The organism is Alkalicoccus halolimnae (genome assembly GCF_008014775.2).
GTDB classification, from domain to species: Bacteria; Bacillota; Bacilli; order Bacillales; family Salisediminibacteriaceae; genus Alkalicoccus; species Alkalicoccus halolimnae.
Genome location: NZ_CP144914.1, coordinates 57,934 through 76,234, shown reverse-complemented (window position 1 = coordinate 76,234; position 18,301 = coordinate 57,934). Strand labels below are relative to the sequence as shown.

Genomic DNA, 18,301 nt, shown 5'->3' with positions numbered 1-18,301 from the left:
TATGCCTCCTTTAATCAATGCCTGTAAGGCAGAATTTTATGCACTTTCGGCAGCTCATTCCATTCTTTTTCGGTAAAGACCTGCATTCTCCAAATAAGTATAATAAACAGCAGCGCCCCTGCAGAACCGAGGAAAAGCGTGCTTGCAGCTGCTCCGCTTCTCTCATCCAGAAAGAAAAGGATCCCTTCCTGCAGCAGCAGCACGAAAGCGGCCATCACAGCGAAAGCGGCTCCTGTTTTCAGCCAGAAATATACAGAAAAAGGTCTGAAACATCCGCAGCCTGCCAGATAAATGAACGCTGTCAGGGCAGCGGCAAAACCTGCCACTGCCGATGCCGCAGCTGCCCCGCTGATGCCGTAGGCAGGGATGAGCAGAAGGTTGCCGGCTGCTTTTATACCAGCTGCTCCTGCGAGAATGAGAAACGCTGCTCCTTCTCTGCCTATAGCATACATTAAAGCAGCCCCTGTCATAAATACGCTGCCTGTAAGAACGACCGCCGCACTGATCTGCAGTGCTTCCGTTCCGGCCCCGTCCGTAAACATCATTACGTTTACGGACGGCATCAAGGCAGCCATTCCAACAGCGGCCGCTCCTCCGAAAACAATACAGACTTTCATCGCTTTCGTTGCTTCCTCTGCCGCCTCTGCGCGCCTTCCCGTATACCACGCCTTCGTCACAGAAGGGATCACAGCATAGGAAAAGACGGTCGTAACGACGGCCCCAAACTGAATAAGCGGCCAGCTTCGGTCGTAAATCCCTTTCAGCCCGGCTGCTCCTTCCCTGTCCGGAAGCTGCCGGACGATAGTAAAGGCATCAACCACTTGAAACAGGACTAGGATCATCGCGCTTGCAGATACGAAGAGCCCCTGCTTCAGCATACTCCCGATCAGGAGAGGCCAGCCGGATGGAAGCTGCCAGGAAGGCTTATACCAGTAAGGCTCCTTTTTCACAAACAGCCATAAAACGAAAAGACCGGCCACTCCTCCTGCAAAAGCTCCTATTCCAGCTGAACGCCCTGCTTCGTAAACCCCGGCGGTCTGCATCGCCGTCCATGCTGCGGCGAGAATAACGAGGACCCGCACAAACTGTTCGGCTACATGTGATACCGCGGCAGGGCCGGCCGTCTGCTTTCCCTGGTAATAGCCGCGAGCCGCCGCAAAAAACGGCACGAGAAAAAAGGGGGCTCCCATCCAGCGGATTGCGCCAGTCAGCTGCTCATCTCCCATCAGGGAAGCAAGCAATGGAGCTCCGGCTATGACAGACGTGCCGAGAAGGGAAAAGAAAATAAACATACTCAGCAGATAAAAAGATAAATGCTGGCGGAGCGTCCCTTCTTCTTCATGTGAGGCTACCGCTTTTGCAATGACGAGTGGAAATCCATAGGTTCCCAGGACTAGTGCTGCCCCGTAGAGTGGGTAAACCTGCTGATAGACGTAAAAACCGGTGTCTCCCGTAATGTTTTGATAAGGAATTTTATATAAAGCACTCATGCCTTTGGCTGCAAGGGCCGCCAGCGAAAGGTAAACGGCCGCTTGAAACCAGGTTTTAGGCGGCTCAGGCATATCGGGTCGATCCTTTCTGCACGCTATCTGATTTTTTCAGGGGAAAAGGAACTACGCGTTTACCCTGGCGTCTTTTCGGACTTCTTCCAGTCTTGCAAGTACGCCGTGCAGTAAATCGAGATATTCTCCATCGGAAAGCGATTTTGTTTTGATGTGGATGGCAATTTTGCTGCCTTCCATCGAGAGTGACATTTTAGAGGAAAGCTTATTGACGATCGTAAAAAGTTTTGACCCATCGATCTGATTGGTCGATTCTTCACTGAGAATCGCCTTACATTCGTTATTTTTCTCGGCAATCGAATCCAGTTTGTGCTCTTTTGCATAAAGCTTGATTTTTGAAGCAGAAAATAGATAGTCCACTTCCTCCGGGTACTCCCCGAAACGGTCGATCATTTCATCCTGAAGATCGCTGACATCTTTTAAGGAAGTCAACGACTTGAAGCGTTTGTACATATCAATTTTCTGTTTGGAATCCGGAATATAGCTTTCCGGAATATAGGCATCCACTTTAATATCCAGCTCAATATCCGGCTGCTTTTCCGGCTTCGGTGCTTTGCCCGCCTTCTGGTCGAATTCTTCTTTCCGCTCATCGATGGCTTCTTTGAGCATCTGCGAATAAAGATCAAACCCGACCGAGGCAATAAAGCCGTGCTGTTCGGCGCCAAGCAGGTTCCCGGCTCCGCGGATCGAAAGGTCGCGCATCGCAATTTTGAATCCCGAACCGAGCTCCGTGAATTCTTTCATCGACTGCAGGCGCTGCTCTGCAATTTCTGTCAGCACTTTATCCCGCTGATGGGTGAAGTAGGCGTAGGCAATCCGGTTGGATCGTCCGACGCGCCCCCGCAGCTGGTAAAGCTGGGACAAGCCCATGCGGTCGGCATTGTGGATCAGCAGCGTATTCACGTTTGGAATATCCACTCCCGTTTCAATGATTGTCGTCGTTACAAGCACGTCTGTTTCGCCTTCGAGAAAGTCGATCATAACCGATTCCAGTTCTGTTTCCGTCATGCGGCCGTGCGCAAAGCGGACGTTGGCATCCGGCACAAGCATCGACACCCGGTCCGCCATCGATTCAATATCCTCGACCCGGTTGTAAAGAAAATAGACCTGGCCGCCGCGCGCCATCTCACGCTCAATCGCTTCGCGCGTCAAGGCTTCGTTGTACTCCACGACGTACGTCTGGACCGGAAAACGGTTTTCCGGCGGTGTTTCAATAACCGATAAATCCCGGACTCCCAGCATCGACATATGCAGTGTTCTCGGTATCGGCGTTGCTGTTAAGGTGAGAACGTCCACATTGGCTTTCAGCTGCTTAATTTTTTCCTTATGCGTGACACCGAAACGCTGTTCTTCGTCAACGACGAGCAGACCGAGATCTTTAAACTTAATATCTTTGGAAAGAAGACGGTGCGTCCCGACAACGATATCGACACTGCCTTTCTGAAGTTCGGCAGATGTTTCTTTGACCTGCTTTCGCGTACGAAAACGGCTGAGAAGCGCTGTGTTTACAGGAAAATCCTGAAATCTCTCCCGTATTGTTTCATAGTGCTGCTGCGCGAGAATCGTAGTCGGTACGAGGATAGCTACCTGCTTCCCGTCCATGAGGGCTTTAAACGCCGCCCGTAAAGCCACTTCGGTTTTGCCGTAGCCGACGTCTCCGCAGAGGAGTCTGTCCATCGGACGCTCCCGCTCCATATCTTCCTTAATTTCTTCTATCGCTCGCAGCTGATCGGGCGTTTCCGGATAAGGAAAGGCGGCTTCAAACTCCCGCTGTTCGTGCCCGTCCCGCGAAAAAGCAAAGCCTTTGGAATTCTCCCTTTCTGCATACAGTTTTATCAGGTCATCGGCAATGTCCTGTACCGAGGAGTGAACTTTCCGCTTCACTTTCTTCCAGTCGCTTCCCCCAAGTGCGTACAGCTTCGGATCTTTTTCCTCCGAGCCAATGTACTTCTGGACCTGGTCAATCTGGTCGACCGGAACATACAGCTTATCGTTACCGGCATAGGAAATGTGCATATAGTCTTTATGGATATCGCCGACTTTCAGCGTTTCAATTCCCAGGTACTTCCCGATCCCGTGATTAACGTGGACGACCCAGTCGCCGACCTTCAGTTCTGAATAGCTTTTGATCCGTTCCGCATTGGAAAGTTTCTGCGTTCTTTTTGGCTTTTTAGGCGCCTTTTTAGAAAACACTTCTTCCTCGGTGAGCACAATCTGCTTGTGAAAAGGCAGTTCAAATCCGCTGTTTAGCGGCACGGTGATAATCTGCGCCTGTCCCTCAACCGGTTCTGCATCGCTGGAGACAATGGCCGCTTCCATTTCATAATCCTGAAGAATGCGCTGAAGCCGTTCAGCCCTGTCTTCCGCTTCACAGGTAAAGGTAACCGCATAGCCGGCTTCCTTCCAGCGCTGCAGCTCCGTTTTAAGCAGGTTCATCTGACCGTGAAACTGCTGCATGGATTTTGTCTGCAGATTTGTCGTGCTGCTTAACGACGCCCCCGGTATCTGCCGGGAAAACAAACTGAAGTAGAGTTTCCGGGCGGAGGTTTCCATCATTTCCTCCCAGGAAATAGACAGCTTAAGGTCACGGGTAACCGCGCCCTGGGAAAGCATCGTCATATACCAGTCGGACTCTTCCCTGTCCAGTGATTCCACCGTTTCTATAACGCGGCTCGGCTCATCAATAATAATGGATGCTCGTGCCGGGAGATAGTCGGTGAGGGTATAGGATTTTGCATATAAGAGCGACATATATTTATACATAGCATCGAATGGCGTGCGCTGCTGCAGTTTGTCAATTTCTTCTCCAACATAATCCGACAGTTTTTCTTTTACCCCTGCATCTTTGATAGAAGCCAGACTCCTCGATAATGCCTGCTCAAGCGCCTGCGCCCCCCGCTCATAGTCTTCCTCCCGAAGGAGAATTTCCCGGGCTGGTCCGATGCTTATTTCCTCGACCTGCCGCAGGGAACGCTGCGTCTCGACGTCAAAAAAGCGCAGAGAATCAATTTCTGTATCAAAAAGCTCGATCCTTAAAGGATAGGCCTCTGTCAGTGGATATAAATCGATAATACCGCCGCGCACGCTGAAATCTCCCGGCGCCCCCACCATATCCTGCCGGTGAAAGCCGAGAGTGACAAGCTTGCTTAGAAAAGAATCCAGATCAATATCCGTTCCCGTCTTCATCGTCAGCTGGGCATCTTTCCACATCTCCGGAGGAGGAAGAAGCCGGCGCATTCCGGCAGCCGGCGTAATAATAATTCCTTTTTTTCCGTGGGCCCAGTGATTCAATGCTTCCATCCGCTGGCCGCGAAGCTCGGGACTCGCTACCGCTGCTTCCGCAGAAATAAGCTCGTTAACCGGATAAAGGAAGACTTCCTCTTCTCCAACGAGCGTCGCCAGATCGTCGTATAATTTTTGAGCCTGAAGCAGATTGTGAGCGACAACAAGCTGGGACTCTCCTCCCTGCCTGTACATAGAGGCAAGCAGAAGGGCTCTCGCCGATCCGGTAACTCCGGTAACGAGCTGATCACCTTCTTCAGCTGTAATAGTCTTTATGTCTTCTGACGCCTGCAGTTTTTCTAGAAAGCCTTTCAACGCGTTCCCCACCTTTTTTGTTGATTGTTCCTCCTTCAAAGAGGCCGCACATGGAGTTTTTCTGCCACCCCGCTGTGGTCGAGCTGTAAACGGGACATGCTTCCAGGCGGTGTTACTGATCTGTTATTCTCAAAGGAATAGTTCCGTTTTTCAAAACGGCTTCAAGAGGGTCGGTCAACGATCACTTCTGTGATGTGCTGACCCACCCTCTTGACAGCAGGCAGAGGGCTCAAGCCCCTGACTGCTTAATTAAATTTATTCATCACCTGAAGAAAAGGTTCTTTTTTCCATGTATCCACTGCTTCAGCCGCACGTTCCACAGCGTCTTCCACCTTCGGCTGATCCTCCGGCGGGAATTTTCCAAGGACGTAATCAGGTACAGCCAGACCGGGATCCGGACGGCCGATACCGATACGGACACGATTGAAATTCTGCGTGCCAGTATGCTGGATAATCGACTTGATTCCGTTATGTCCGCCGTGGCTGCCTTTTTGACGAAGGCGAATTTTACCGGGTTCAAGATCGAGGTCATCGTAAATAACGAGCAGATTATCCGGTTCGATCTGGAAATATTTCATGAGCGCCCCGACTGATTCACCGGATAAATTCATGTAGGTAAGCGGCTTCAGCACAAAAATTTTCTCTGTACCATTCCTTTCCACCCCGTACACACCTTTAAACTTCTGCTCCGATAAATCCAGCCTCCATTTCTTCTCTAAAACGTCGATCACATCAAAGCCGACATTATGCCTCGTGCGATCATATTTTTTCCCGGGGTTCCCCAGGCCGACGACTAACTTCATGCTGGTGGCTCCTTCATGCTCGCTTTCTCTGCGCCGGAACAGCTTTTCTAAAAACATGGCCGTCCCTCCTTACCTGATTTTTTGTAAGCGTAAATCCCCACTACGGTCGTAGTGGGGATCCACGGGCAGGGCGCACTTGCTTCCTAAAATGGAAGAAGGCATTATTTTTTTACCTTGCTTTTGAGAATTAGTTGTCCTTTTCGCCAGATACTTCCGGCTCGCCGTCTTCTTCTTCGGATCCGACAAGCTCAGGCTCTTCGTCTACTTCAACTTCCGGCTCTTCCGGCTCTTCGTCCGGAGGAGTAATGGAAACGACCACTTCTTCAGGATCGTTGTTGAATTCGTAGTTTTCTCCTGCTGTCAGATCTTTAACTAGAAGGGCATCGTTGACGTCAAGATTTTCTACGTTAACTTCAATTGAATCCGGAAGCTGCTGTGGAAGGGCACGGACAGAAAGCTCATAAACAGCCTGCTGAAGTACTCCGCCTTCTTTTACTCCGATAGACTCGCCAACAACAGATACAGGTACATCTGCATCCATCTCCACTTTCATATCTGCTGCATAGAAGTCTACGTGGACAACCTTATTTTTAAGAGTGTCAAACTGCATATCGTAAATCATAACGTCTGTCTGTGTGCCGTCAATATCAAGTTTAAATACGCCGGTTTTACCTTCGGAACGCATTGTCTTAATAAAGTCTACTTCTTCTACCGCCACGGGACGGCTTTCAAACTTCTTGCCATAAACAACAGCGGGAATATGTCCCTGCTGACGAATTTTTGATAAACGAGAACCGCGGAGGTCCTCTCTAACAGCTGCTTTCAACACTGTAACCATAACTAAAATCACCTCATAATTTATTCAGATCCTAAATGCACCTTCCCCAATTATAGGACAAGTAAACTTCACTTTTCAAGCTTTCTTTTTTAACTTTCGCTATTGGAGCTGTTTTTATAGCTGCTTCAACGGCCGGAACAGCCGGTTTGGAAACTCTCTTAATCAAACAGACGGCTTACGGAGCGCTGCTCGTGAACGTGCACAATCGCCTTCGCGATGAGCGGGGCAATCGAAAGCTGCTTAATCTTCGAAATTCTTTTCGAATCCGGAAGCGGGATGGAATTTGTAACGACAAGCTCTTTGATTTTTGAGTTTTGAATCCGTTCCACTGCAGGACCTGAGAGAACCGGGTGAGTACTGCATGCATAGACAGCCTCAGCACCATTTTCGACCATCGCATTTGCGGCCAGACTCATTGTACCTGCTGTATCAATAATATCATCAATGATAATCGCTGTTTTTCCTTCAATGTTTCCCACGATATTCATTACTTCCGACATGTTCGGTTTCGGGCGGCGTTTATCGATAATAGCAATCGGCGCTTTCAGGCGGTCTGCCATTTTCCGGGCACGCACTACCCCTCCGTGGTCGGGGGAGACGATTACGATGTCTTCAAAGTTTTTCTTTTCGAAATAATTAGCAAGAATTGGTACGCCTACGAGCTGGTCAACTGGAATATCGAAGAACCCTTGAATTTGTGTCGCATGAAGGTCGAGCGTGATAAGGCGGGTAGCCCCTGCCGTCTCCAGCAGGTTTGCGACAAGCTTGGCTGTGATCGGTTCACGGGAACGGGCTTTTCGGTCCTGTCGGGCATACCCGTAATAAGGAAGCACGACATTAATCGTTCGGGCTGATGCCCGTTTCAGTGCATCGATCATAATAAGCAGTTCCATAATATGCTCATTGGCCGGAGAAGACGTTGACTGCACTACATAAATATCACAGCCGCGAATGCTTTCTTCTATATTAATCTGGATTTCTCCATCGCTGAATCGCTGTACCGAGCTTTTTCCGAGCGGAACTCCGATTGTTTCGGTAATTTCCTGCGCCAATTCCGGATTTGAACTTAACGTAAATACTTTTAAATTACTGTCTGCATATTCAGCCATGCGTATGCCCTCCAATTATAGATAGGAAATTCGTAAATTATTTTTTTATATATCCTTCTTTCACCGTCTGGCGCTCTCTGGCAATAGCCAGGGAATCCCCAGGCACATCATCTGTAATCGTAGAACCTGCTGCTACGTAAGATCCGGCTCCGATCGTTACCGGGGCGATCAAGTTCGAGTTGCAGCCTATAAAGGCTCCATCTTCCACTTTTGTTAAATGCTTATTTTTTCCGTCATAGTTGACGGTAATTGATCCGCACCCGACATTTACGCCTTTGCCGATATCTGCGTCGCCAAGATAACTTAAGTGGGAAGCTTTGCTTCCTTCTCCCATTTTCATTTTCTTAAGTTCTACGAAATTCCCTACTTTCACTTCGTCAGCAAGCTCTGTCTGCGGACGAAGATGGGCAAACGGTCCAATAGACACACGGCTGCCAACAGCGCTGTCATGAACGACCGATTGTTTAATCGTCGTGCTGCCAGCGATAGAGCTGTTTTTAATTTCCGTCTGCGGTCCTATGTGGCAGCTTTCACCGATTTGAGTATCACCCTGGATCATCGTCCCCGGTTCTATTACCGTGTCCCGTCCTATCGTAACATCTGCACCGATGTATGTGTTCTCCGGGTCCACGATCGTAACGCCTTCGCGCATCCAGTGTTCATTCGTCCGTTTTTTCATCCACTTTTCTGCTTCACTGAGCGCAACGCGGTCATTAACACCCATTGTTTCATGAAAATGCTCGCTCTGCCAGGCGAAAATCGGCTCTCCCTGCTCTTTTAAAATCTCGATAACATCAGGCAGGTAGTATTCTCCCTGGGAATTATCATTGCCGACCTGCTTGAGTGTTTCGAAAAGCACCTTATTATCAAAACAGTAAGTGCCGGTATTAATTTCCTGAACTTTCTTTTCCGCTTCGGAAGCATCTTTCTGTTCGACAATTTTCACTACTTCGCCTGCCTCGTTGCGAAGGACCCGTCCGTATCCTGCCGGGTTTTCAGCGTGGGCGGTCAAAATCGTTGCTTTCGCTTTTTTAGACTGATGAAACTGAACGAGCTGCTCCATCGTTTCTGCTGTTAACAGCGGAGTATCTCCGCATACGACAAGCGTCGTACCGGCCTTGTTCTGCAGCTGTTCTTCCGCCTGCATAACAGCATGACCTGTTCCGAGCTGTTCTTCCTGTATGGCGTAACTGACAGAATCACCGAGCTGGCTTTTGACTGTTTCAGCTCCGTGACCAACAATCGTCACAATTTCACTTATTCCACAGGGCTTAAGCTGATCAACAATATGCTGAACCATCGGTTTCCCGGCTACGGGATGAAGCACTTTGTACAAATTTGATTTCATTCGTGTGCCTTTTCCGGCAGCGAGAACTACTGCAAATCGATTTGTCATGTATTATACCCTCCACGGCCTGATTTTCCATTATGAATATATCTTATATCCTTGTTCATTTCAAGGTATTCCGCGTTTCTTCGCATTTTTCACATAAAAAAGTCCGGCCCCCTGTGCCGGACTTTCTGAATAACACTTCGGCCAGCCTTCTTCAGGACGTGCCGGCTTCTTCATATTTCTCGGAATTTTCGTCTGCATCTTCAAAAACTTTCAGAACGGCCCCCTGTATTTTTTCCCTTGCTTTTGAAGAGATCGGGTGCGCAATATCACGGAACTCTCCGTCCGGAGTTCTCTTACTTGGCATCGCTACAAACATCCCGTTATTCCCGTCTATGACACGGATATCATGTACGACAAATTCCTCATCTATCGTAATCGAGGCAATAGCGCGCATGCGCCCTTCCGTGTCTACGCGCCGCAGTCTCACGTCTGTTACTTCCATGTCTCCCACCACCTTCTCTTTTGATTGTTACTATTGCCTTTTAATTATGTATTCTGGATATCATTTTAAATACCTTCTTAAATTTCAAAAAAAGACCAATTTAATGATTCATACGGTGATAAAATGAACGGAAAAGCGGAATGTGTTGAAGCTCCTTCAGTCCCGCTGAACAAAACCCCGGTCTTTTTTCATAAGCACTCCGGCTTCCTGCTGCTTACAGTGATAAGTAAAATAATATTTAGTATACCATAATTTAGGAAGAACAAAAACGTATGTATAAAGAAAAAGCAGCCGAATTTTCAGCTGCTCTGACTACATATGTTGAATTTAATAATTAGTTTCCGCTTCTGTAAACAACCGCTTTCGTTACCATGGGACGCTTTCCGGACGGGATGGACCCTCGGCTCGTGCCACGCAGTCGCGCTTAAAGGCGGAAGCTTCCTTCCTCAATCAAAACGTTAATAAGCATTTGTCATCCCCCCGTCAATGACGAGGTGCTGTCCGGTTGTATACGTATTTTTAGGCGAAGCGAGAAAAACAACGAGGGAAGCAAATTCCCCGGGCTGTCCGTATCTTGCGAGTGGAATAGAAGCTTCACTTTCTGCTTTTACTTCTTCCGGTGTTTTCCCGCTTTTCTCTGCTTTCTTGGCATCAATCTGCTGGACGCGCTCTGTTTCGATACGTCCCGGTCCAACCGTGTTAATTAAAATATTATCTTCAGCCAGTTCCTTGGAAAGAGACTTCGTTAAACCGAGAACGCCCATACGGAACGTGTTGCTTAAAATTAAGTCTTCCACCGGCTGTTTAATAGAAGAAGAAGTGACGTTTAATATCCTTCCTCCACTGCCTTTCATAAATGGCAGCACAGAACGGACCGCTGTTATATAACTTCGCAGAGTAAGCGAATACGCAAAGTCCCAGTCTTCTTCACTCAGCTTTTTGAAAGAGCCGGCAGGAGGGCCGCCGGTATTGTTAATTAAAATATCAACTCCCCCCAGCTCCCCGGCTGCTTTTTTGATCATATCTTCAATACTTTTTTGATGGGTAAGATCCACTGCGGCGGTAAGAACGGAACGCCCTGTTTTCTGCTCAATCAGGGAGGCTCTGTCCCGGAGTGACTCCTCGCTTCGTCCGGTAATAACGACATCAGCACCTTCTTCCGCAAACGCTTCTGCAATTCCTGCCCCGAGTCCTTTGCTCGAAGCAAGAACGATCACTTTTTTGCCGGTCAGTTTTAAATCCATTATTCACACCCCTTTCAATATAGATCTTAAGTTCAATTTATACAGCTTTTAAATAATTTAAACCGACGCGCCTTGCCAAAATCCATTGAATGCCAAGACAGACAGAAATGATAAGAAGAGCAGCTGCGTCATAAAACAGATTAGGGGTCATGAGCATGATCGCTCCCCCTGCCAGCACGATTCGTAATACGGCGGGCATCTTCGTCATAAGAAAACCTTCTGCCGCAACACCGAGCATCATTACACCAATGACAGAAGTAGTAACAACGAGCACTCCTTCAGTAAAGGTTGTATTAGTAAGCAGCAGGGAATCATTATAGACAAACAAATACGGGACGATAAAACCGGCGACGGCAAGTTTCATCGATACAAACCCGGTACGCATCTGATTTCCTCCTGAAATACCCGCTGCTGCAAAGGATGCCAGAGCTACAGGAGGAGTAATGTTGGCAAAGATCCCGAAATAGAACACAAAAAGGTGGGCTACAAGCGCTTCAATCCCCAGTTCTATTAAGGCAGGAGCTGCCATAGTAGAAGTAATAATATAAGTTGGAATACTCGGGAGCCCCATGCCCAGGACAATACAGGCTACCATCGTAAACATAAGCGTTAACAGTAGACTTTCCCCGCCAAGAGTAATAATACCGTTGGCCAGACTGAGTCCAAAGCCTGTCAAAGACGCAATTCCGACAATAAGTCCAACAGCGGCACAGGCTACTGCTACACCCACCGCCGTGCGCGCCCCGTTCTCCAGAGCTTCGACTATGTCACGGAAAGACATGCGTGTCGTTTTGCGGATCATCGCAACAATTACTGTCACGATAATTGTTAACAAAGCGGAGAAAATAATTGTTCTTCCGCTGAAAAATAACATGTACATTAAGAACATAAGAGGGATCAGCAAATGTCCCCGTTCTGCCATGACCTGCTTTATTGCCGGGAGGTTTTCTTTGGAAATACCCTTTAATCCTTCCTTTGAAGCACGCAGATGAATTTGAGTAATTACCCCCAAATAAAACAGCAGTGCCGGCAGCAGTGCAGCCAGGGCAATCTCACTGTAAGGCATGCCCAGAATCTCAGCCATAATAAAAGCTGCGGCTCCCATAATAGGCGGCAGAATCTGACCGCCTACCGAGGCAGAAGCTTCCACTGCCCCGGCAAAATCTTTCTTATACCCGATTTTTTTCATAAGCGGAATCGTGAAAGAGCCTGTCGTAACAACATTAGCGACCGCAGCTCCGTTAATGCTTCCCAGAAAACCGCTCGCGATAACGGAGACTTTTGCAGGACCTCCGCGGGTCTGTCCGGCGATTGCCAGAGCGAGGTCATTAAAAAACTGGCCCATTCCTGATTTCTGCAGAAATGCTCCAAAGAGAATGAAAAGGAAGATATAGGTAGCAGATACCCCTATAGCCGTACTGTAAACTCCTTCTGTTGTCTGATACATATATCCAACAATTTCATCCCACTCGTAACCTCTATGCCGGAAAATACCCCCTATTTCCCGTCCAAAGAGTCCATACACTAAAAAGAGGGAAGCCAGAAGCGGGAGTCCCCAGCCGGTAACCCTCCTCGCGGCTTCCAGTACGAGCAGAACGAGAAGGCCGCCGAACAACAGGTCGTAATTATTCGGGATCCCTCCCCGCTGTATAATTCCCTCGTATTCTACAAAAACATAAACAGTGGTAGACAGAGCCATAAGAGCGAATACAGCATCATACCATTGGAGAATATTTCTTCTTGATTTTTTGAGCGCCGGGTATAAAAGAAAAACGAGCATCAGAATAACAGCTACGTGCAGAGAGCGGTGCTGCAGCGTAACCGGTGTCCCGAAATAAGAAGTGTATAAATGGTAAAGGGATAAGCCGACAGCAATTAGTGAGACCATCCAGGCAATTTTCTGATTGTCAAAAACCCGGAACCGGGACTCGTTATCGTATTTTTCCAATACTGATTGCTGCTCCTGATCGTCCTGTGATTCATTTACGTGCTTTTTCTCACTTGCATTATTGGAGGAAGTCATAACATCACCTTTCTTCGATGAGTATCCGCAGAGGTTCATGATGCGGTAATGATTCTGATGCCACAACGGATTGGCCGTTTATCGTTATTTCATGCCGGGCTTCATGGGAGTGAATCCAATTAATAGACTCGTGGCATTCATCCAGCCCCTTCGCAGTGTAAATTCCATCGCTGTGCTCGATCTCTTCGTATTCATGTTCGACGCCTGCACCAAAGGACTGGAACCTGGTTTCTGTTAGCATTAACGAACATGAATCCTCTTTTACTGTAAAAATATCTGTCCAGGGGGTCTTCTCAACTGAGTGGATCCACCCCAGCCCGATTTCATCTTCTGTTTCCACCTCGGTTTCAAATAAGACATCCCCTTCCCGCGCATGCTCAATTGTCATTATTTCACTTTCTGTGCTGCAGCCGGAGCACAACAACAGAAAAACCATGACAGCTGTATGTTTTATCCAATTAGTCTTCATATCGAAAAAGTAGAAGGACCGGAGCCCTTCTTACCTCCTTTACTCTTCGTCAAGAACGCCTTCTTCTTCCAGATAACGCTCTGCACCAGGGTGAAATGGTACCGGCATTCCTTCTGCTACAGTATCCAGATCAATTTCCTGGGCCGCGTTATGGGAACTGTGTATAGAATCAATATTGTCGAACATCGTTTTCGTAAGATCATACACTTCTTCTTCACTCAAGCTTTCGTTTACGAGAAGCACATTCATGATCGTGGCTGTCTGCACATCTTCTTCTGTATCATAAACATCCGCTGGAATTGTGCCTTCTCCGAAAAAGTCATACTCCTCCTGGAGAGAAGCCAGTGCCTCCCCTTCGATAGGAATGATACGTACATCGTCCTGGGTTGCTAAATCAATTACCGTTGAGTTCGGAAGACCGCTTGTAACGAATGCTGCATCCACCATATTGTTCTGCATCTGATCAATGGCTTCACTGTAGGAGAGAAAATCTTCATTAAGATCTTCATAATCCATTCCATGAGCTTCCAGAATCATCCTTGCATTCAGCTCTACACCCGAATTCGGAGCCCCTACCCCTACATCCATTCCAGCAAGATCTTCTACTGATTCAATACCTGAATCTGCTGTTGTCACAAGCTGCACGTAGTTCGGGTACAGGGAAGCCATTCCTCTGAGCCCCTCATTCGCTTCTTCTTCTTCAAAAGGCCCTGTCGCTTCATAAGCCTGAGCTACCGCATCGGACATTGTAATAGCCATTTCAGCGCGGTCTTCCGCCAGAAGATTGATATTCTCTACGGAAGCTCCCGTAGATTGAACGGAAGAATCCACCCCAAGCTCCCCTTCATACAGGTTCGAAAGCGCTCCCCCGATCGGATAATACACACCGGAAGTACCTCCGGTCGCTATAGTTAAAAACATATCTTCTTCTACGCCGTTATTATTACCGCCGTTACCGCCTTCAGAGTTACTATCTCCAGAAGCTTCTTCCCCGTTTCCGCCACACGCTGTAAGTAAAAGTGCCGAACCGCCGATAATAGTTAAATAATTTTTCATTTCAAAAAACCTCCTGATTTATGTTGTACTAAACTATTACTGCAAACTTCATGCCAAAAAATAAAAAGCCGCAGGGACCGGCTTTTTATGAAAGCGCATACAAATTACTCCACAAAAAAAAGCGGCAGTTTTTGCCGCATCGGCAGAATATGCCGCTTTAAGGAGAAAGTTCATACAGCTTTATTTTATCACGAAGCCCTCTTTCACTGATGCCCAGTATTTCTGCTGTCTGCTTTCTATGCCAGTTATAATAGTCCAGTGCCTGCTTAATTTGTTCTTTTTCCACTTCCTTCAAAGTGAGGAGAGTTTTGCTGTCGGAGGAAATGTTTTTTTCAAGGCCGGTCTGCTGTCCGCTCTCTACTGTTTCAGGAAGGTCTTCAACATCGATATATTCACCGTCAGCAATGACCATCGAAGATTCAATAATATTTCGCAGCTCCCGTATATTTCCCGGGAAACTATAGAGCTTCAGTTTATTCTCCGCTTGTTTCGTCAGACCTTTTATCTTAATCCCCAGCTCTTTATTGATCGTATGGATGAAGTGACTGGCAAGAAGAATCATATCATCCATCCGTTCCCGTAGCGGGGGTAAATGGATTTGAATGACATTTAAACGGAAGTATAAATCTTCCCGAAAGCGTCCTTCCTGTACTTCTTCTTTTAAATTTTTGTTCGTAGCGGCTATCACTCTTACGTCGAGGCTGAGCGTCCGGTTGGAGCCGAGCCGGGTAATTTCTTTCCGCTGAAGTACGCGCAGCAGTTTCACCTGTACATTCAGAGGCATGTCCCCTATTTCATCGAGAAAAATCGTTCCTTTATGGGCTGCTTCGAACTTCCCGGCTTTTGCCTGGACCGCACCAGTAAAAGCTCCTTTTTCATAGCCGAATAACTCACTCTCAAGAAGCTGCTCTGGAATCGCTGCGCAGTTAACCACTTCGAAATGTTCCTGCTGACGCCCTCCCGAAAAATGCAGAGACCGGGCCACCAGTTCCTTTCCGGTACCGCTCTCCCCGGTAATCAATACATTCGTATTCACTTGTTTCACTTTTTCGATAAGCTTAAATACTTTATTCATCGCTTCACTGCGGGCAAGAAATCCTTCCCGGGTATATTTTTTCTCCAGTTCTCCGGTAAGATAGTTCACTTTTTCGTTCAGGTTCAGGTACTGAAAGGCTCGAGCAATAACAGCCATTAATTCATCCATATTCAGAGGCTTCGTCAAATAAGAGTAGGCTCCTTTTTGAAGAGCTTCCACAGAGGAGGAGATTGTGCCATGCGCAGTGATCATTATGCATGCAGTGTTCGGATCAAAAGCCTTAATTTTTTCAAGTACTTCTATTCCATTTTCCTTGCCTATCCGCAGATCTACGAGACAAAGATCAATCTTCTCCTCCTTTAATACAGTGTAGGCGTCTGTTGGATCCGTAGCGCTCCATACTTGATAGTCATTTTCCAGCGCAAACTCCAACGAAGCGCAGATTGATGGTTCGTCATCGATAATAAGTACAGATCCTTTCATGTTTTCATCTCCCTCACGTTCTGCCTCGTATTATTTTCACCATTAAATTCTTTCTCCCCCGGCATATAACCGGGAAAGCTCAGTCGAATAAGAGTCCCTTTTCCCGGAGAGCTTTCCACGTCGAAAAGTCCATTATTTTCTTCCACATGCTGTTTAGCAATAGCCAGTCCCAGCCCTGTGCCGTCGGCCTTCGTCGTATAAAAAGGTTCGAAAGCCTGCTTTTGCACTCTCTCACTCATCCCGGGGCCGTTATCCTGAATTTCTAAATACACACGCCCATCCACTTTGTAGTTTCTTAAAGAAACCCACTTTTCTCCTTCCACTTCCTGAAGAGCATCTACAGCATTGATAATAAGGTTGATAACAGCTTGTTTCAGCTGCTGTCTGTCTGTCGAAATGAAAAGTTCTTTTTCAGTAAAAGTCCGAATTTCTACGCCTTTGTTTGCAGCTGTCCGATCAAACAGTACGTGTGTACTCTCCAGAAGGTTTGACGTATCCACCTTTTCTTTTTTTACCGGACGGGATTTACTATAGTCCATCAACCCTTCAATCAGCTCATTAAGCCGCTCAATCTCCTGAGGCACGAGTGCAGAAATTTTCTCGCGGAATTTAGGACTGTCAAACTTCTGTGGAATCAGCTCTACAAATGTTTTAATCGACGTAAGCGGATTTCGGATTTCATGAGCAATACCGGCTACTACCCGGCTGAGAGCCTGGTTTTTTTCATTTTCAAATGCTTTATGGCGGACTTGAACTTCCTCACTAATATCCTCAAATGTAAACATGACACCGATCACATGCTGTTCGAAATTGTAAAGCGGATAGATATAGGCCCGCAGCCGGAGGTGAATTCCGTCTTCTCTGATCCATTCCCCCTCTTCCCCCAAAAACTGCTTTCCGTGAAGAAGCACGTCTTCCAATTTTCCTTTTAAAAAATACTGCAGCAACTTCTCTTCCAAGTAGTTTTTTCCAACTTTATTCTCTTCTTCGTTCAGCATAAACGCGGCTTTCGGGCTGTAGGAAGTAATTGTGCCTTCCTCATCGAGGGTCATCATTCCCCTTGGACTCGACTGCAGGATCTGCTTTTGAAATTCATTGCTGTTCTTTGTCGCTTCTATCTGTTCTTTCAGTGAGAGATTTACATTATTCAAGCTTTCCGTTTTACGATTCACTTCTTTCTGAAGCCGGCGGTTTAATCTCACCCCTATAATAATTACAGCTGCCGTCACCAGGAAAGCCAATCCTAAAATCTGCAGAGCAAGCATAAGATTTTCCCGCTGACCTGATTCTTCCGGGAACCATTCCTGAAAAATATCCTGATAAGTCCCATCGTTTTGAAGACTCCTCAGACCGTTATTCAGCAGCCGTAATGTTTGATAGTCTTCGCTCGAAACTGCAAAGGAATATTCCATTGGAACCAGGTATCTGTCTGCGGCAAAAAAGTTATCTCTCTGGCCCCTGTCTTCTAATAATTCCTCTACAGCTGTAATTTCTCCGGCTAACGCGTCCGCCCGTCCCAATACTGTCAGCTCCACTGCCTGCTCCAGCGTGCTCGTCTCATTGAATTGAATCCTGCGTATGTTCTGGAGGAAATCCCTCTCCAGGCTTCCTGCTTTTACAGCTGCTGTTCTGTCGGTCAGTTCGATGACGCTGTCTATTTCCTCCCGTTCATCTGATACAAAAAGTCCGACCGAGGTAGAATAATATGTATTGCTGAATTCCATCGTTTCCGCCTGACGCTCGGAATAACTCATACCTATGATAATATCTATTTCTTCTGCGGCAAGAGCTGCAGCCGCGACCGTTTCTGTCATGGGCTGAAAATCAATTTCTTTACCCTGACTGGATGCAGCTTCTTTTAATACGTCTATAGCAAATCCCTGCAGTTCCCCATCCTCTTCAAAATGAAAAGGTGGTAAATTGGGTTCATACGCTGCTGTAAGTGTCCCGCTTTCCCCATCCTGAGCAAAAGCGGAAAAGGCATACCCGCAGATATAAAGACAGAGAATTGCTGTAATACTCCAATGCAATTTCATTTCCTTCCCCCGTTCCCCAGCAACTGTGTATGCGCTTTAAACATATCAAATTTCCTGTGAAGAGACAATTTCTCATCCTTTTTTCGCCTCCCGATGGGCAAAGGCACGGACTCAACTAATTTCTTTCACCTGAAACGGCTTCTCGTCTCGTCCTCCGGGAGTTTCTATCTCGACCTTACGAAGCAGGCTTTCTTAAAACAGAAGAGC

Annotated in this window: 13 protein-coding genes; all 13 read right to left on the bottom strand. The window is 47.3% G+C overall.

Annotated features, from left to right (window positions below; translation table 11 throughout):
• Positions 1 to 14: 14 nt before the first annotated feature.
• The 13 genes from FTX54_RS00310 to FTX54_RS00250 all read right to left on the bottom strand — a co-directional run bounded on the left by FTX54_RS00310 (position 15) and on the right by FTX54_RS00250 (position 18,094).
• Positions 15 to 1,562: a polysaccharide biosynthesis protein gene (locus FTX54_RS00310; protein WP_147805105.1), complete on the bottom strand. Its 1,548-nt coding sequence runs from the start codon at positions 1,560 to 1,562 to the stop codon at positions 15 to 17.
• Between the two features lie 51 nt (positions 1,563 to 1,613).
• Entirely contained in the window at positions 1,614 to 5,159 is a 3,546-nt protein-coding gene (gene mfd, locus FTX54_RS00305) for a transcription-repair coupling factor (RefSeq protein ID WP_246125709.1), read from the bottom strand.
• A 245-nt stretch (positions 5,160 to 5,404) separates the two neighbouring features.
• Positions 5,405 to 5,962 carry an aminoacyl-tRNA hydrolase gene (gene pth / locus FTX54_RS00300; RefSeq protein WP_147805136.1) on the bottom strand — a complete coding sequence of 186 codons (558 nt, stop codon included), beginning with the start codon at positions 5,960 to 5,962 and terminating at the stop codon, positions 5,405 to 5,407.
• Between the two features lie 187 nt (positions 5,963 to 6,149).
• A complete protein-coding gene (locus tag FTX54_RS00295; protein ID WP_147805106.1) occupies positions 6,150 to 6,800 on the bottom strand; it encodes a 50S ribosomal protein L25/general stress protein Ctc in 651 nt (216 codons plus the stop codon).
• Between the two features lie 158 nt (positions 6,801 to 6,958).
• Positions 6,959 to 7,909: a ribose-phosphate diphosphokinase gene (locus FTX54_RS00290; RefSeq protein WP_147805107.1), complete on the bottom strand. Its 951-nt coding sequence runs from the start codon at positions 7,907 to 7,909 to the stop codon at positions 6,959 to 6,961.
• Between the two features lie 37 nt (positions 7,910 to 7,946).
• On the bottom strand, positions 7,947 to 9,305 hold the full coding sequence (glmU, locus tag FTX54_RS00285) for a bifunctional UDP-N-acetylglucosamine diphosphorylase/glucosamine-1-phosphate N-acetyltransferase GlmU (protein ID WP_147805108.1): 1,359 nt from the start codon (positions 9,303 to 9,305) through the stop codon (positions 7,947 to 7,949).
• A gap of 151 nt (positions 9,306 to 9,456) precedes the next feature.
• Positions 9,457 to 9,747, bottom strand: coding sequence for a septation regulator SpoVG (gene spoVG / locus FTX54_RS00280; protein ID WP_147805109.1), 291 nt, complete (start codon positions 9,745 to 9,747; stop codon positions 9,457 to 9,459).
• A 458-nt stretch (positions 9,748 to 10,205) separates the two neighbouring features.
• Positions 10,206 to 10,991, bottom strand: a complete 786-nt coding sequence (locus FTX54_RS00275) for an SDR family oxidoreductase (RefSeq protein WP_147805110.1) — start codon at positions 10,989 to 10,991, stop codon at positions 10,206 to 10,208.
• A 37-nt stretch (positions 10,992 to 11,028) separates the two neighbouring features.
• Positions 11,029 to 13,014 (bottom strand): TRAP transporter permease, encoded by a 1,986-nt coding sequence (locus tag FTX54_RS00270; protein ID WP_147805111.1) that lies wholly within the window; start codon positions 13,012 to 13,014, stop codon positions 11,029 to 11,031.
• Between the two features lie 4 nt (positions 13,015 to 13,018).
• The gene (locus FTX54_RS00265; protein ID WP_187254673.1) at positions 13,019 to 13,402 is read right to left on the bottom strand and encodes a DUF1850 domain-containing protein; all 384 of its coding nucleotides are present in this window, start codon (positions 13,400 to 13,402) and stop codon (positions 13,019 to 13,021) included.
• 120 nt (positions 13,403 to 13,522) lie between these two features.
• The gene (locus FTX54_RS00260; protein ID WP_147805113.1) at positions 13,523 to 14,539 is read right to left on the bottom strand and encodes a TAXI family TRAP transporter solute-binding subunit; all 1,017 of its coding nucleotides are present in this window, start codon (positions 14,537 to 14,539) and stop codon (positions 13,523 to 13,525) included.
• A 157-nt stretch (positions 14,540 to 14,696) separates the two neighbouring features.
• Complete coding sequence (locus tag FTX54_RS00255) at positions 14,697 to 16,058, bottom strand: sigma-54-dependent transcriptional regulator (protein WP_147805114.1); 1,362 nt, start codon at positions 16,056 to 16,058, stop codon at positions 14,697 to 14,699.
• The gene (locus FTX54_RS00250) at positions 16,055 to 18,094 is read right to left on the bottom strand and encodes a transporter substrate-binding domain-containing protein (protein WP_147805115.1); all 2,040 of its coding nucleotides are present in this window, start codon (positions 18,092 to 18,094) and stop codon (positions 16,055 to 16,057) included. Before FTX54_RS00250 ends, FTX54_RS00255 begins: the two co-directional genes overlap by 4 nt.
• Positions 18,095 to 18,301: the final 207 nt, after the last annotated feature.

Excerpts from the sequence above, each read along its gene's own strand:
- FTX54_RS00310 (WP_147805105.1), bottom strand. The coding sequence starts at position 1,562 with ATGCCTGAGCCGCCTAAAACCTGGTTTCAAGCGGCCGTTTACCTTTCG.
- pth (WP_147805136.1), bottom strand. The coding sequence starts at position 5,962 with ATGAAGTTAGTCGTCGGCCTGGGGAACCCCGGGAAAAAATATGATCGC.
- FTX54_RS00295 (WP_147805106.1), bottom strand. The coding sequence starts at position 6,800 with ATGGTTACAGTGTTGAAAGCAGCTGTTAGAGAGGACCTCCGCGGTTCT.
- FTX54_RS00290 (WP_147805107.1), bottom strand. The coding sequence starts at position 7,909 with ATGGCTGAATATGCAGACAGTAATTTAAAAGTATTTACGTTAAGTTCA.
- glmU (WP_147805108.1), bottom strand. The coding sequence starts at position 9,305 with ATGACAAATCGATTTGCAGTAGTTCTCGCTGCCGGAAAAGGCACACGA.
- spoVG (WP_147805109.1), bottom strand. The coding sequence starts at position 9,747 with ATGGAAGTAACAGACGTGAGACTGCGGCGCGTAGACACGGAAGGGCGC.
- FTX54_RS00275 (WP_147805110.1), bottom strand. The coding sequence starts at position 10,991 with ATGGATTTAAAACTGACCGGCAAAAAAGTGATCGTTCTTGCTTCGAGC.
- FTX54_RS00270 (WP_147805111.1), bottom strand. The coding sequence starts at position 13,014 with ATGACTTCCTCCAATAATGCAAGTGAGAAAAAGCACGTAAATGAATCA.
- FTX54_RS00265 (WP_187254673.1), bottom strand. The coding sequence starts at position 13,402 with ATGACAATTGAGCATGCGCGGGAAGGGGATGTCTTATTTGAAACCGAG.
- FTX54_RS00260 (WP_147805113.1), bottom strand. The coding sequence starts at position 14,539 with ATGAAAAATTATTTAACTATTATCGGCGGTTCGGCACTTTTACTTACA.
- FTX54_RS00255 (WP_147805114.1), bottom strand. The coding sequence starts at position 16,058 with ATGAAAGGATCTGTACTTATTATCGATGACGAACCATCAATCTGCGCT.
- FTX54_RS00250 (WP_147805115.1), bottom strand. The coding sequence starts at position 18,094 with ATGAAATTGCATTGGAGTATTACAGCAATTCTCTGTCTTTATATCTGC.